The sequence below is a fragment of the Halomonas alkalicola genome (assembly GCF_030704205.1).
In the GTDB taxonomy this organism is placed as follows: Bacteria; Pseudomonadota; Gammaproteobacteria; order Pseudomonadales; family Halomonadaceae; genus Halomonas; species Halomonas alkalicola.
This window is the reverse complement of record NZ_CP131913.1, coordinates 1797967-1810739: the sequence shown is the minus strand read 5'-3', so window position 1 is coordinate 1810739 and position 12773 is coordinate 1797967. Positions and strand designations below refer to the sequence as shown.

General features: G+C 63.2%; 9 protein-coding genes and 2 pseudogenes. 8 read left to right on the top strand and 3 right to left on the bottom strand.

Features of this window, described 5'->3' with window-relative positions; genetic code table 11:
* The first annotated feature begins 22 nt into the window (after positions 1-22).
* Genes B6N23_RS08585 through B6N23_RS08575 form a run of 3 tightly spaced genes read left to right on the top strand, consistent with a single transcriptional unit; the run spans position 23 to position 3416 of the window.
* The gene (locus tag B6N23_RS08585) at positions 23-1492 is read left to right on the top strand and encodes an integrating conjugative element protein (protein WP_305497824.1); all 1470 of its coding nucleotides are present in this window, start codon (positions 23-25) and stop codon (positions 1490-1492) included.
* On the top strand, positions 1492-1872 hold the full coding sequence (locus tag B6N23_RS08580; RefSeq protein WP_305497822.1) for a hypothetical protein: 381 nt from the start codon (positions 1492-1494) through the stop codon (positions 1870-1872). The genes B6N23_RS08585 and B6N23_RS08580 overlap by 1 nt, the downstream gene beginning before the upstream one ends.
* A complete protein-coding gene (locus B6N23_RS08575; protein ID WP_305497820.1) occupies positions 1872-3416 on the top strand; it encodes a conjugal transfer protein TraG N-terminal domain-containing protein in 1545 nt (514 codons plus the stop codon). Before B6N23_RS08580 ends, B6N23_RS08575 begins: the two co-directional genes overlap by 1 nt.
* A gap of 106 nt (positions 3417-3522) precedes the next feature.
* On the opposite strand, the gene B6N23_RS08570 is transcribed toward B6N23_RS08575, so the two are convergent.
* Entirely contained in the window at positions 3523-4131 is a 609-nt protein-coding gene (locus tag B6N23_RS08570; RefSeq protein ID WP_305497818.1) for a LysR substrate-binding domain-containing protein, read from the bottom strand.
* 14 nt (positions 4132-4145) lie between these two features.
* Here B6N23_RS08570 and B6N23_RS08565 point away from each other — a divergent pair.
* Positions 4146-5401, top strand: a pseudogene (locus B6N23_RS08565) (IS256 family transposase).
* Here the strand turns inward: B6N23_RS08565 and B6N23_RS08560 are convergent.
* Positions 5352-5837 carry a LysR family transcriptional regulator gene (locus B6N23_RS08560; RefSeq protein ID WP_305503694.1) on the bottom strand — a complete coding sequence of 162 codons (486 nt, stop codon included), beginning with the start codon at positions 5835-5837 and terminating at the stop codon, positions 5352-5354. The pseudogene B6N23_RS08565 and the gene B6N23_RS08560 overlap by 50 nt on opposite strands.
* A 114-nt stretch (positions 5838-5951) precedes the next feature.
* Here B6N23_RS08560 and B6N23_RS08555 point away from each other — a divergent pair, with 114 nt between their 5' ends.
* The 4 genes and pseudogenes from B6N23_RS08555 (at position 5952) to hutC (ending at position 11175) form a co-directional block, all read left to right on the top strand.
* Positions 5952-7187 carry a M20 aminoacylase family protein gene (locus B6N23_RS08555; RefSeq protein ID WP_305503754.1) on the top strand — a complete coding sequence of 412 codons (1236 nt, stop codon included), beginning with the start codon at positions 5952-5954 and terminating at the stop codon, positions 7185-7187.
* A gap of 53 nt (positions 7188-7240) precedes the next feature.
* Entirely contained in the window at positions 7241-8653 is a 1413-nt protein-coding gene (locus B6N23_RS08550) for a YfcC family protein (protein WP_305503692.1), read from the top strand.
* Between the two features lie 4 nt (positions 8654-8657).
* Positions 8658-9596 (top strand): glutaminase, encoded by a 939-nt coding sequence (locus tag B6N23_RS08545; protein ID WP_305503691.1) that lies wholly within the window; start codon positions 8658-8660, stop codon positions 9594-9596.
* Between the two features lie 855 nt (positions 9597-10451).
* Positions 10452-11175: pseudogene (hutC, locus tag B6N23_RS08540) on the top strand (histidine utilization transcriptional repressor HutC).
* Positions 11176-11244: 69 nt separating this feature from the next.
* On the opposite strand, the gene B6N23_RS08535 reads toward hutC, so the two are convergent.
* Entirely contained in the window at positions 11245-12567 is a 1323-nt protein-coding gene (locus tag B6N23_RS08535) for a YjiH family protein (RefSeq protein ID WP_305503689.1), read from the bottom strand.
* Positions 12568-12773: the final 206 nt, after the last annotated feature.

The window sequence follows — 12773 nt, the reverse complement described above, 5'->3', positions numbered from 1 at the left end:
GAAGTCGATGAAAGGATCTCGCATGCGACGCTTCGCCCTCACGCCGCTGGCCGGCGTCCTAGTGGTGGGGCTGCTGTCTACCCATGCTGCCAAGGCTCAGGCGCAATCCGCCGATGCCCTTTACTACCAGATCGGCGGCGCCTCGCCTTTCAGCGTCTCCGCGGGGCGGGGCTATAACCCCAACGTGCGCGGTATTGGCATCAGTTGGAACATGAATGCCACCTGCGGCAACTTCGATATTGGCGCCACGGTCTCCAACCAGCTCAACGGCGTCACCGACGGCTTCCAGAACCTGATGGGGACGGTGGTTCAGAACGCTCAGGGTGCCGTAGCCTCGCTGCCCGCCATGGTCATCCAGCGGGCCAACCCGGGGCTCTATGACCTGCTGAGCAACGGCGTGCTGCAGGGGCGGGTCGACTTCGACCGCGCCTCCATGTCCTGCCGCCAGATGTCCGAGCGCATGGCCGACATGGTCACCGGGCAGGGGTGGCAGCAGATGGCCGCGGCCGAGAGCTGGCAGAGTGCGGCCCAGTCCAACGCCGACGTCGTCGCGGCGCAGGAGCAGGTCGACCAGTCGGGCGGTAACCAGGGCGTGACCTGGGTGGGAGGCCAGCGCCGCGGCGGCCAGGATCAGGCGCCGATTCGCGTGGTGCAGGACACCGCCCGTGCCGGCTACAACCTGCTGCACGGTCGTGACGACACAACCAGCACGGCTCCCATTGCCGGGGGCGGTGGCGGCTGGGGATCGGTGGCCACCAACGAGGGCAACTGGATCGGCGGCGGCGGGCTGGCAGGCGCTTCCGGTGGGAGCGGTGGCGGCCCAGGATCAGGCAGCGGGGCAGGAAGCTGCCTGGGCGGCATGTGCACGGTCTGGCAGAGCCCCGAGGAGGCCGCCGAGTGGACTCAGACGGTGATCGGCGAGCAGTCGATTCGCACCTGCGACGGCTGCGAGCGCAGCGAGACCCAGGCCGGCAGTGGCCTGGTCCGCGAGCTGGAGCGTGAACAGCAGGAGGTCTACGGGCTGCTGCAGGGGCTGGTCGACGGCAGCGAGCCGCTGACCCCGGAGAACCTGCGCCAGGTTTCCGCCGGCGACGGCCTGACCGTCTCCCGAGGGGTGATCGAGTCGCTGCGCAGCGACCCCGAGGCCTCGCTGCTGATCCATCGCCTGAGTGGCGAGATGGCCCTGGCCAGAACCCTGACCAAGGCGCTGTGGGCGCGCCGGCTGCTGCTGGCCGGGAGCAGTGACCCGGGCATCGCCGACAACGAGCAGGGCATGTCGGCGCTGGATCGCAAGCTGGTGGCCCTGGATCGGGATATCGAGTCGCTGCGCTCCGAGATGGAGATCCGCCAGGCGCTGGGCAACAGTGCTGCCGGCATCACCCTGGAGCGGGCCGCCCGGCGCAGCCAGGGAGCCTCGCAGGGCGAGACCTTCCGTCCGGATGCGGCCCTGGACGGTCGCGGCCGCCCAGCCGGCGAGGAGGGCGGTGACTGATGACGCGACGCGCTTTCACCTGGCTGAATCCGGCCCGCTGGCCGTCGCTGCTGCTCGCCATGGCGGTGCTGGTCGTCATGTTCCTGCTGAGCGGCGCCATTCTCGCCGTCAGCGTGCGGCTGCTGGGTGGGCTCGAGGCCCACCATAGCGCCTGGCAGGCCGCCTGGCCGTGGCTGCTGGCCTGGCGGCTAAGCCTCTACGCCGCGCTGGCCCTGGTCTGGTGGCGCAAGGTGCGCCCCCGGGCGGTGGCGCGCCTGCGCCGGGACCGCGACGATGGGCAGCAGGCGCTTGCCAAGCTCCGCCGGCTCGAGCTGATGGCCCTGGGCATCCTGGTCCTGCTGGAAGTCACCAACCTGATCAACCAGCTGGGAGGTGCCTGATGGGAGGCCTGCTGACCGCGCCACTGGTGGTGTTCGACTACTTCGCCAACGCCATGACGCTGCTGGGTTGGATCATCAACAACGCCATCTGGAACGTCATGGTCGGTACCGGCATCGCCGCGGTGCCGTTCATTACCCTGGTGCTCTCAGAGTGGTTCAAGGCCCGGCAGGAGGGCGACGAGGCGGGGACCAAGGGCATCCTCACGGTCAACCGCATCGAGACCCGGCTCTACGCCATGATCCTGGCCTACGCCTTCACCTGCCTGCCGCTGCTGCAGGTCCAGCTGGCCACCGCCGATATCGACGAGAGCCGCTCGCTGGAGTGTGGCACCCGCCAGTTCGCCTCGGGCGGCTGGTCCGAGGGGGCATTCGGCGCGACCGAGAGCTCAATCGGTGGCCAGCAGGCGAGGATTCCGCTGTGGTGGGCGGGGGTGCATGCGGTGTCCCACGGGCTCACCGCCGCAGCGATCCACGCCATTCCCTGCTCGACGGACTTCGAGTCCATCCGCATGGAGCTGGACCTGCACAGCGTCGAAGATCCGGGGCTGCAACAGGAGGTCGGCGAGTTTCAGCGTCAGTGCTTTGGCCCGGCGCGCAACCGGCTGCTGCAGGAGGGCGGCACCATCGAGGCGACCCGCGCCATGGACGTGGACTGGATCGGCTCGAACTACTTCCAGGCCATGCCTGGCTACTACGATAGCTTCTACGCCGGGCGGCCCATCGCCGGCTTCCCCTACGATGCCGACCGGGACGTCTCCCGGCCCAACACCGGCCCGGGGATGCCGGGCTACCCCTCCTGCCAGGAGTGGTGGTCAGCGGAGAGTGTTGGCCTGAGGGCCCGGCTGCATGAAGAGGTCAGCCCCGGGTTCTGGGACGACTTCCGCAGTGTCTTCACCAGCAGCGAGGCCGAGGACTACGTGATCCGGCGCCTGGTCAGCCCCCGTTCGGGTGCGGCCAGCGGCAACCTGGATCAGGCGGTGGTGGGCTTTCGTGGGCTGGACGGCGGCGGCTTCTGGGATGCCACCGTGACCGCCGGCGCCATGGTGGGCGGCACCCTGTCGATCCTGCCCTTCCAGGCCGGCATGGACATGCTCAAGCAGGCACTGCCCATGGTGCAGGGCATCCTGGTGATGGCCATCATCATCTGCCTGCCCTTCGTGATGGTCATCTCCAGCTACAGCTTCAAGGTCGCCGGCATGGCCACCTTCGGGCTCTTCGCCATGTGGTTCCTGACCTTCTGGTGGGAGCTCGCCCGCTGGATCAACGCCAATCTGGTGGATCTGCTCTACCGCAGCGACGCCGCCAAGCTGAGCTGGCTCTCCGCCGCCAACAACCTCTACGACCGCCTGGTGCTGCAGTTCGTGGAGGGAATGATGTTTCTGGTGCTGCCGACGATCTGGGTGGCGGTGCTGGGATGGGCGGGGATGAGGGTGGGTGACTCCTTGGGGCGTAGCGTTACTCAATCCACAGCACCCTCTCAAAGTGCCGGGCAGAAGGGGGGGAGCCAAACCCAATCGAGCGGCTCTGGTGGAAAACTGAGGTAGGAATAGTTGAGGGGGGACTACGGCTTTGGCAGCTTGCGGTCACTGAGTTTGTCGGATACGCCTCAAGAGGGTTCATAGAACATGGAGAGTCCGGTACTGAACTCGCTCATTGACTCGATGGCCGGCGCGATAGATTCAGCGCGGATATATGACGCCTGAACAGGATCGCGAGCCGCTCGGCACCGGGGTGGAGGGGCACGCCCCGCAGCTTGAGCAGGCCGATGGTATAAGCTGGGAAGGTGGCCAAGGTGCCGAAGCAGGCCAGCCCGTGGCCGGAAAGCGGGTCGTCGACAAAGAACCGCGGGCCAAAGCCGATGAGGTCTGTGCGACGCATCAGCTCGACCATAAGCGTTGGAGAATCGCACTTCACTACCCGTTGTGAAATCGAAACGCCTTGAGCCTCGAGCCAGTCGATCAACTGTTGTGCCGAGCTGCCGGCCGCCAGGTTCAGCACCCAGCGAGCCTCAGCCATCTGAGACCAGTCTGTGGCACCCAGCAATGGGTGACCCTCACGCGCCATGGGTTCCGAAAGCAGCTCGGTCAGCGGTTCGAAGGCGATCTCGTTAGGTAGCTGATCCGCCTTGGCTACGGCGATGGCAAAGTCGATGCGCCCCTCCATTAGACCAGGTAGAGTTAAGCTCAAGTCTTGTGTATGGAGGGAAGTAGAGAGGGTGGCGTATCCTGCTGATTGATCACGCCAGATCACAACCAGCATAGGATGGATACGCCATGAGCAATTCTACTCTCCAAGCCGTGACGCAGCCAGACGCCGGCGCTACTGATCCGTTGCATGAGTTGCTGCGCAAAGGGGCCCGAGACCTGATCGCCAAGGCCGTGGAGGCGGAGTTGAGTACGTTCTTGGAGCTATATGCCGACAAGACGCTGGAAGACGGCCGTCGAGCCGTGGTGCGCAACGGCTATCTTCCCGAACGAACGGTACAGACTGGCATCGGCGACGTTGCGGTCAAGGTCCCCCGGGTCCGTGACCGCAGCGGTGACGGGATCACCTTCAGCAGCGCGCTGCTGCCGCCCTATCTGAAGCGGGCCCGCAGCATTGAGGAGCTGATCCCCTGGCTCTACCTGAAGGGGGTCTCCACCGGCGACTATCAGGAGGCGCTGGCGGCGTTGCTGGGCGACCAGGCCAAGGGACTGTCGGCCAACACCGTGTCTCGCCTCAAGAAGCAGTGGGAGGACGAGCATGCCGACTGGCAAAAGCGTGACCTGGCAGACCAGCGTTACGTCTACTGGTGGGCAGACGGCGTGTACAGCAACGTGCGCTTTGGATGACCGTCTGTGTCTGCTGGTGATCATCGGCGTCACCGAGCAGGGCCGCAAGGAGTTGGTCGTCGTCGAGGATGGGCAGCGTGAGTCAGAGGCCAGCTGGAAAGAGCTGCTCACGGGGCTACGCGAGCGCGGGCTGACGACGGCCCCCCCAGCTAGCGGTTGGCGACGGCGCCATGGGCTTCTGGGCGGCGTTGAGCAAGGTCTATCCAGAGACCGAGCACCAGCGCTGCTGGGTCCACAAGACTGCCAACGTATTGAATAAACTGCCTAAATCCGTGCAGCCCAAGGTCAAGGCCGACCTCCATGAGATCTGGATGGCCGAGACCCGCGATGAGGCGCACAAGGCTTTCGATCGCACGGTGAAACGCTTCGAGGCCAAGTACCCCAGAGCCATGGAGTGCCTGGCCAAGGATCGGGAGGAGCTGCTGGCGTTCTATGACTACCCGGCAGAACACTGGGTGCATATCCGCACCACCAACCCGATCGAATCGACCTTCGCCACGGTCCGCCTGCGGAGCAAGCGCAGCCGGAACTGCGGCTCCAGAGCGACGACCCTGGCGATGGTCTTCAAGCTGCTTCAGAGCGCCCAGAAGCGCTGGAAGCGGATCAAGGGGTTCAACAAGCTGGAGCTGGTCGTGAACAACGTCCAGTTCAAGGACGGCGAACCCTTGACCGATCAGTCAGACAGGACTGCCGCCTGACCTGCCGTACACAGGATTTGACAATAACTCGACCAGGTAGCACAGTGCTCATCATGCCTTCCACCAGACTTAGGCTGGCATCAGGCTGCTCGCGCTCGAACTCCCGAAGTACGGTGGGCAGAGACGTGGTGGCGATCGCGGTGGTCACCGCTACCGTGACCTGCATGCCCGCGCCGCCGCGCAGCCAACGTATTTCATCCCTGGCCTTGTCCAGAGTGGAGACTGCTAGGCGCGCCCGTTTCAGCAGCACCTTGCCGGACGGTGTGAACTCGACGCCGCGGTAGCTGCGGATCAGCAGCTCCGTTCCAAGGTCGGCCTCCAGTTCGCGCAGCGCTCGGGTTAGGGCGCTCTGGCTAAGGTGCAGCGCCCTAGCGGCACCACGAATCGACCCTTCTTCGGCCACCTTCAGCAGGGCCCTCAAATGGTGATCTTTCATCTCAGGTGAACACTTATGCGTGTCATCGAGTAGATTTTATCGTCTTTTCGACATCAGTTGCCACTGACAACATCGATTCCCTTGACGCAAATCCAATGCCAAGAGGTGAAGCTGATGACGGTTCATTCGACGATTACGCCTGATATTGACCAGATGCAGGCCTGCCGCCGCCATATCCATCAGCATCCTGAACTCGGTTTCGAGGAGTTTGCTACCAGCCGACTGGTGGCGGAGCGGCTGGAAGAGTGGGGCTATGAGGTTCACACCGGCATCGCCGCCACCGGTGTGGTCGGTGTGCTTCGCTGGGGGGACAGCTCGGGTCCACGACTCGGCCTGCGCGCAGATATGGATGCTGCTCTACCCATCATCCAGGAAGAGACCGGCCTGCCCTGGGCCAGCCAGGTACCCGGTAAGATGCACGCCTGCGGCCATGACGGGCACACCGCCATCCTGTTGGGGGCTGCCGAGGCCCTGGCGCGCCAACATCGCGAGCAGAGGTTACCCGGCAGCGGCACCCTGAATCTGATCTTCCAGCCCGCTGAGGAGCTGGGTGGTGGCGGCGGCGCCCAGCGTATGATCGAGGATGGCCTCTTCGAACGCTTCCCTTGCGACGCCCTCTATGCGCTTCACAACTTCCCAGGTAAACCGGTGGGTCAGCTGTGTTTCCGGGAGGGCGCTTTCATGGCTTCCTCGGATACGGTCACGCTGACCTTCATTGGCAAGGGCGGCCACGGGGCCCTGCCGCAGCTGGCCGCCGACCCCACTCTGCCAGCGGCTGCGACCGTGCTGGCACTGCAGAGCATCGTCGGGCGCAACGTTGATCCTAACCTCGTCTCGGTGATCAGCGTGGGCCGGATGCAGGCCGGCACCACCGCAAATGTCATTCCCAACAGCGCTGAACTCGAGCTCAGCGTGCGTACCCTGGACCCCGAGGTGCGCGATACCCTGGAGCGCCGCATTCGCACCCTGGCTGAGTCCCAGGCAGAGTCCTTCGACTGCCGCTGCGAGATCAACTATCTGCGCGGCTATCCGGTGCTAATTAACACCCCGGCCGAGACCCAGCTGGCCATCGACACTGCCCGAGAGATGTTCGGCAATGAGCTAGTTGAAGCCCCCACCGCGCCCCTCACCGGCAGTGAGGACTGCGCCTACTTCCTAGAGCAGGTTCCTGGCTGCTACTTCATCGTCGGCAACGGCGATAACGGACACAGCGAAGGGCTGCCCCTGGGGCCGTGTAGCGTGCACAACCCGCACTACGACTTCAACGATGACTGCATGGGGCCCGCCGCCACCTTCCTGATGGGCCTGGTGTCCCGCTACTTCTCGCAGGGGCCCTCTCGCTCCGAGTGATCCACAACCCACGACAACTCCAACGAGATCGTAAAGCGATCCAGAGGTTGACCATGAGCCAAAAACAGTTCTATTCCCGCAAGCTTGCCGCTTCCCGGAAACGCCAGTGGTTCCGGGAGTTTCCGGACCCCATGGTCTTGATCTTCATGGTGCTGATTGTCGTCTATGCGATGACCTTCTTCGTGCCCGCCGGCGAATTCGCACGGGAAGTGGTGGATGGCCGGAGCCGGGTAATTCCGGGCTCATTCGAGTACCTGTCCGATATTGCCAATGTGCACTTTTTTCGTGTCTTCGTGGCCATTCCCGAGGGCATGATCAACGCTGCCCAGTTCCTGTTCATCGTTTTCATCGCCGGCGGGCTCTTCCACATCCTCAAGGGTACCGGGGCGCTGGAAAACGCCATTGGCATTGCCGCCTACACGATGGGCGCCGGCAACAGCATCAGAAGCCGCAACCTGATTATTACCGTTGGCACTTTTATCTATGGCTTCTTCGGGATGGCCGTGGGCGCTGAGAACAACATTGCCTTGGTGCCAGTAGGTGTGCTTATCGCAGCGGCCATCGGCTGCTCGCGTCTGGTGGGTGTGACCATGGCTGTGGGCGGTATCGCCATCGGTTTTGCGCTCTCGCCCATCAACCCCTATACCGTGGGGGTAGCACAGAGCATTGGCGAACTGCCGCTGTTTTCCGGCTGGTGGCTGCGTACTCTGATGCTGCTGATCTGCCTGGCGACGCTTGCCGCCTATATCTGCGTGCGTGTGGTCAACATTGAGTTCAATGACGAACAGCCGGTGGAGATGAGCCGGAAGCTCCAGGACTACACCCTCTCGCGCAACAACCTTGTCGTCCTCGGAATCTTCCTGGCCGGCCTGGTGGTTATGCTTGTCGGTGTCTTCACTCGCGGCTGGTACATTAAAGAGATCGCCGGCAACTTCCTACTCATGGCCATTCTGATCGGGTTGGCCAGCGGTCTCAGCGCCAATCAACTGGTCAAGCAGATGATGGAAGGCGCCTCCTCGGTGACCGCCGGCGCGCTGGTGATCGGTCTCGCCGCTTCGATCCAGGTCATTCTCAGCGATGCTCGCATCATCGACACTATTGTGCACTCGCTGAGCGCCATCGTGGGCGACATGCCGGTGGCCCTGGCCGCGGTGGTAACCAGTGTCATCCAGGGAGTGATCAACCTGTTTATCCCCAGCGGCTCGGCCCAGGCGCTGGTGACTATGCCGATCCTGATCCCGCTGGCCGACCTCGTCGGCATGAGCCGGCAGCTGATGATTACTGCATTCCAGGTGGGCGACGGGCTGACCAACTTGTTCACTCCTACCAATGGCGGCATCCTGGCCATGCTGGCCCTGGGCCGTGTTTCCTATGCCCAGTGGCTGCCCGTGATCCTGCCGATTGTGGTGCCACTCTACATCATGTGCTGGATCGCACTGGTAGTTGCCAACTACGTCGGATACTGAGGCCATGCCGTTTCTCGCCGACGCCGACCTCTCGCTTCCCCTCGCCCTCCGGGATATTCATCGGCGGGCGGTGGAGCAGCCCATCGAGGGCCGGGTAGCCGACTACATCCCGGCCCTGGCCACGGTTGACGCTACTCGTTGCGGAATCGCCTTCGCCACCCTGGATGGGGAGGTCCATGCCGCCGGCGATGCCGACCTTCCCTTCTCGATCCAGAGCATCTCCAAGGTGTTCGGATTGGTGTTGGCGATGCAGCGGATGGGCGACGGTCTGTGGTGTCGGGTCGGCATGGAGCCTTCTGGACAGCCGTTCAACTCCATTGTCCAACTGGAGTGGGAGCACGGCATCCCCCGCAATCCCTTCATCAATGCCGGCGCTATCCTAGTGGCTGATACATTGGTCTCGCACTTTTCTTCCTCTCGCCAGGCTTTTCTCAGCTTTGTGAGACGCCTAGCCGGCAGCGAGTTCTGCGATGTAAATGACGAGGTGCTGGCCTCGGAAACCCGCCACGGCAGCCGCAACGCCGCTCTGGCCTACCTGATGAAGAGCTTCGGTAACCTCGAGGCCGAGGTAGACGAGGTACTGGCCCACTACTTCTTCCAGTGCTCGGTGGAGATGAGCTGCAAGGAGCTGGCTACCAGCCTACTGTTCCTCGCCAACCGCGGCCTGCACCCGATCACCGGCGAAAAGGTAACCTCGCCGCGTGACACTCATCGCGTTAATGCCATCCTTTCCACGAGCGGTATGTACGACCAGTCCGGCCAGTTCGCCTTTTCTGTGGGCCTGCCTGCCAAGAGCGGCGTCGGCGGCGGCATCGTGGCAATTGTGCCAGGCCACGGCGTTATCACCGCCTGGAGCCCGCCCCTCAACAGTCATGGCAACTCCACCCGAGGGCTCTCGATGATCACCGAGCTGGCGGGCCGCATGGGGCTGTCTATCTTCTAATCATACAACTAGGGCAGATGTAGGGTTCCGAATGGACAACCTACCGAGAGATCACAGCTAGCTGTGTGGCTGGGTCCGTTATACCAGGGCGAGTACCCGCAAGGCGAGAATAGATGGCTACCCTTCTTGCAGAGGGTTGCCGAGACTATCGATTGGGGCCCCAGTATGGTCGAAGTAGACCCCTACACTGCGGTTAGTGCGGGGATCGCTAATATCTGCATTCCATGGATCGTTTATATTGGAGCCCTCTGCCTCTGAAGCAGAGCTCACGATGCCCTGAGCCACACCACCAGCCACTACAGCCGCTCCCCCGGCTACCTTGCCGGCTCCCCGGGCGATGCGCCGCCACCCCTCCTGGGTAGTGGCCGTTTGGGCGGTGGACTTGGCCGCGCCCGCGGCAGAGTCGCGCAGCACGCGCAGCGACTCTGCCGTGCTCGCCTGGGTGTGCCAGCCGTCAGACCAGCCTTCCTGCTGTCCACCGTCGAGAGCCTTCCGAGCTGCCTGGCGGCCAGCGCTGGCAGTTCGGGTCAGAAGTGATTTCAGCGCCATGGGCGTCCCTCCCTGGGTACATCAGCCTTCTAGCATAGACGCTGGAAGGGCGAGCCTCCACCGGGTGGAGCCCACAAAGGGGCGAGGACAAAGGTTGAAAAGCCCAAAGGCCGGAAGGGAAGGGGGCTCAAGGGGAAGGGGCTTGCCCTGAAAGGCTGAGTAGAGCGAGTACAGCAAAGGGAAAGGGCAAAGGGTTGCTGGAGAGCTTGTAGCTGTTGCCACATCTGTGAAACTGGAGATGAACGGACGACCCGCTCAGGGTACACTATAATTGTATATACATAGACCTCGCCCGAAGGATGCTCCATGGCCAGCACCCCGCCCCTCTATCAGCAGATCCAACAGCACCTGCTGGACAAGATCCACAGCGGCGAATGGCAATCGAACCATCAGATCCCCCCGGAAGAGCAGCTGGCTCGTGATTTCAGGGTCAGTCGCATGACCGCCAACAAGGCGATCCGTGACTTGGTGCAGAAGGGGTACCTGACGCGCCAGCCCGGCCTGGGCACCTTCGTGACCGACCGCAAGGCCGAGTCGTCACTCGTCACTGGTCGAGGTCTACAACATCGCCGAGGAGGTGCGCTCACGTGGCCATCGCCACAGCAGTGAGGTGTTGATTCGTGAGGCGATCGAGGCGGATGACGAGGTGGCGCTGCGCCTTGGCGTCAGGCTCGGCAGCCGGGTCTTCCATACCCTGATCATTCACCTCGAGAACGAGGTGCCGATCCAGCTCGAGAGCCGGTTCGTCAACCCGCGCTGGGTGCCGGACTATCTCGAGACCGACTTCACGCGCCACACGCCCAACGAGGTGTTGGTGGCCGCCTGCCCCATCACCGATGTGGAGCACATCGTGGAAGCGGTTCTGCCGGATGCCCAGGCGGCGGAGTGGTTGGCCATCGATACGCAAAGCCCCTGCCTGAGCATGATCCGGCGGACCTGGTCCGGTGAGCAGCTGATCAGCTACGCGCGCCTTCTCCATCCAGGGAGCCGTTACAAGCTGCGCTCATCGATGCATCGACAGGTCTCATGACACGCGTTGCAGAACACGAAGACGAGGCCGGGAACGCCTGATCTCGCCTTCGTCGTGCATGGCGCGGATTCAGTTGATGATGGCCTGGACCAGGTAGCCGGTGGGTACCGCCAGCAAGAGGCTCAGCGCGACACGGATGAACCACACTGCCAGCATGCGACCGACCGTCAGCGGAATGCTGGTGGAGAGGATGCAGGGAATGGACGCTGAGAAGAACAGCACCGCCGATACCGATACCACGCCGGCGGCAAACCGTGCGACGAACTCGGCCTCGGCCATCAGCAGGGCTGGCAGGAACATTTCGGCAAGGCCTGCCGCAGAAGCCTGGGCCAGGGCCGCTGCGTCGGGCAGGCCCCAGATGGCCACGAAGGGGTAGAAAAGCCAGCCCAGCCATTCGAACAGCGGCGTGTACTTGGCCGCCAGCAGCCCCAGCAGGCCCACCGACATGATCGAGGGCAGGATGCTGATCGCCATCACCAGGCCTTCCTTGAAGTTGAGCGCGACGCTGCGATGCAGGCCCGGTGCCTTGGCAGCAACCTCCAGGCCGGTATGCCAGGCGGTCGCAAGCCGCTTGCCAGGCACGGCCTCCGGCTCCCCGTCGGCAGCACCGTCATCCATGCGGGAGAGGGGCGGGAGGCGCACTGTAATGGCGGTGACGATGAAGGTGATCAGCAGCGTCAGCCAGAAGTAGAGGTTCCAGAGGCTCATCAGGTCCAGGGTGCGCGCCACGATGATCATGAAGGTGGCCGACACCGTGGAGAAGCCGGTGGCGATGATGGCCGCCTCCCGAGCCGAGTATTGCCCCGCCTGATAGACCCGGTTGGTGATCAGCAGGCCGATGGAATAGCTGCCCACGAAGGAGGCCACGGCATCGATGGCGCTGCGTCCCGGCGTCCGCCAGATGGGGCGCATCACCGGCTGCACCAGTACACCGATCAGCTCCAGTAAGCCATAGCTGATCAGCAGGGCCAGGAAGATGGCGCCGATGGGCACCAAGAGCCCGACCGGGATAACCAGCCTCTCGAACAGGAACGGCAGCATGTCCGGCTCGTGCAGGAAGGCCGGCCCCCAGCCTGTCAACGCCATGAGCGCCGCGACAACCCCGAGAACCTTGAGCGCAGTGAAGATGCGCTCGGTCAGATTGCGCCGCCAGTAGCCCTTGATCAGGGGATAGGCCGTGCCTGCCATGATCATCGCCAGCGCATAGACGCCGCTGTAATCACCCAGCAGGCCCCGTGCCCCGGTCACCATGTGATCGAGGAGGATGGTGCTCCTGCCAGCGATCTCGACGGGAACGAAGAAGATCACGATGCCCAAGGCGCTGGGCAGAAACAGCTTGAGGATGGTGGTCATGCTGGCTCGCTGTCGCGAGCGCTCGTGCGGGGTCTCCATGGCAGGCCTCGAGATTGTGGTGAATGGTGAGTATAGGCATCCTGCCTTCATGTATATACATAAGGTAAGCGAGCACCCCCTCCCCGACTAGCCCACCCCACTAGACATTAGTCTAAAGAATATCCATTTCTAGCCCTGCCTGGAATCAATTTAAATAATTTAAATATATGATTTTAAATAGTTATTAATCATAATATGTCCGTTGA

What these genes read in the sequence shown, in the direction of transcription:
- B6N23_RS08585 (WP_305497824.1), top strand. Translation starts at nt 23, where the DNA reads ATGCGACGCTTCGCCCTCACGCCGCTGGCCGGCGTCCTAGTGGTGGGG.
- B6N23_RS08580 (WP_305497822.1), top strand. Translation starts at nt 1,492, where the DNA reads ATGACGCGACGCGCTTTCACCTGGCTGAATCCGGCCCGCTGGCCGTCG.
- B6N23_RS08575 (WP_305497820.1), top strand. Translation starts at nt 1,872, where the DNA reads ATGGGAGGCCTGCTGACCGCGCCACTGGTGGTGTTCGACTACTTCGCC.
- B6N23_RS08570 (WP_305497818.1), bottom strand. Translation starts at nt 4,131, where the DNA reads ATGCTGGTTGTGATCTGGCGTGATCAATCAGCAGGATACGCCACCCTC.
- B6N23_RS08560 (WP_305503694.1), bottom strand. Translation starts at nt 5,837, where the DNA reads ATGAAAGATCACCATTTGAGGGCCCTGCTGAAGGTGGCCGAAGAAGGG.
- B6N23_RS08555 (WP_305503754.1), top strand. Translation starts at nt 5,952, where the DNA reads ATGACGGTTCATTCGACGATTACGCCTGATATTGACCAGATGCAGGCC.
- B6N23_RS08550 (WP_305503692.1), top strand. Translation starts at nt 7,241, where the DNA reads ATGAGCCAAAAACAGTTCTATTCCCGCAAGCTTGCCGCTTCCCGGAAA.
- B6N23_RS08545 (WP_305503691.1), top strand. Translation starts at nt 8,658, where the DNA reads ATGCCGTTTCTCGCCGACGCCGACCTCTCGCTTCCCCTCGCCCTCCGG.
- B6N23_RS08535 (WP_305503689.1), bottom strand. Translation starts at nt 12,567, where the DNA reads ATGGAGACCCCGCACGAGCGCTCGCGACAGCGAGCCAGCATGACCACC.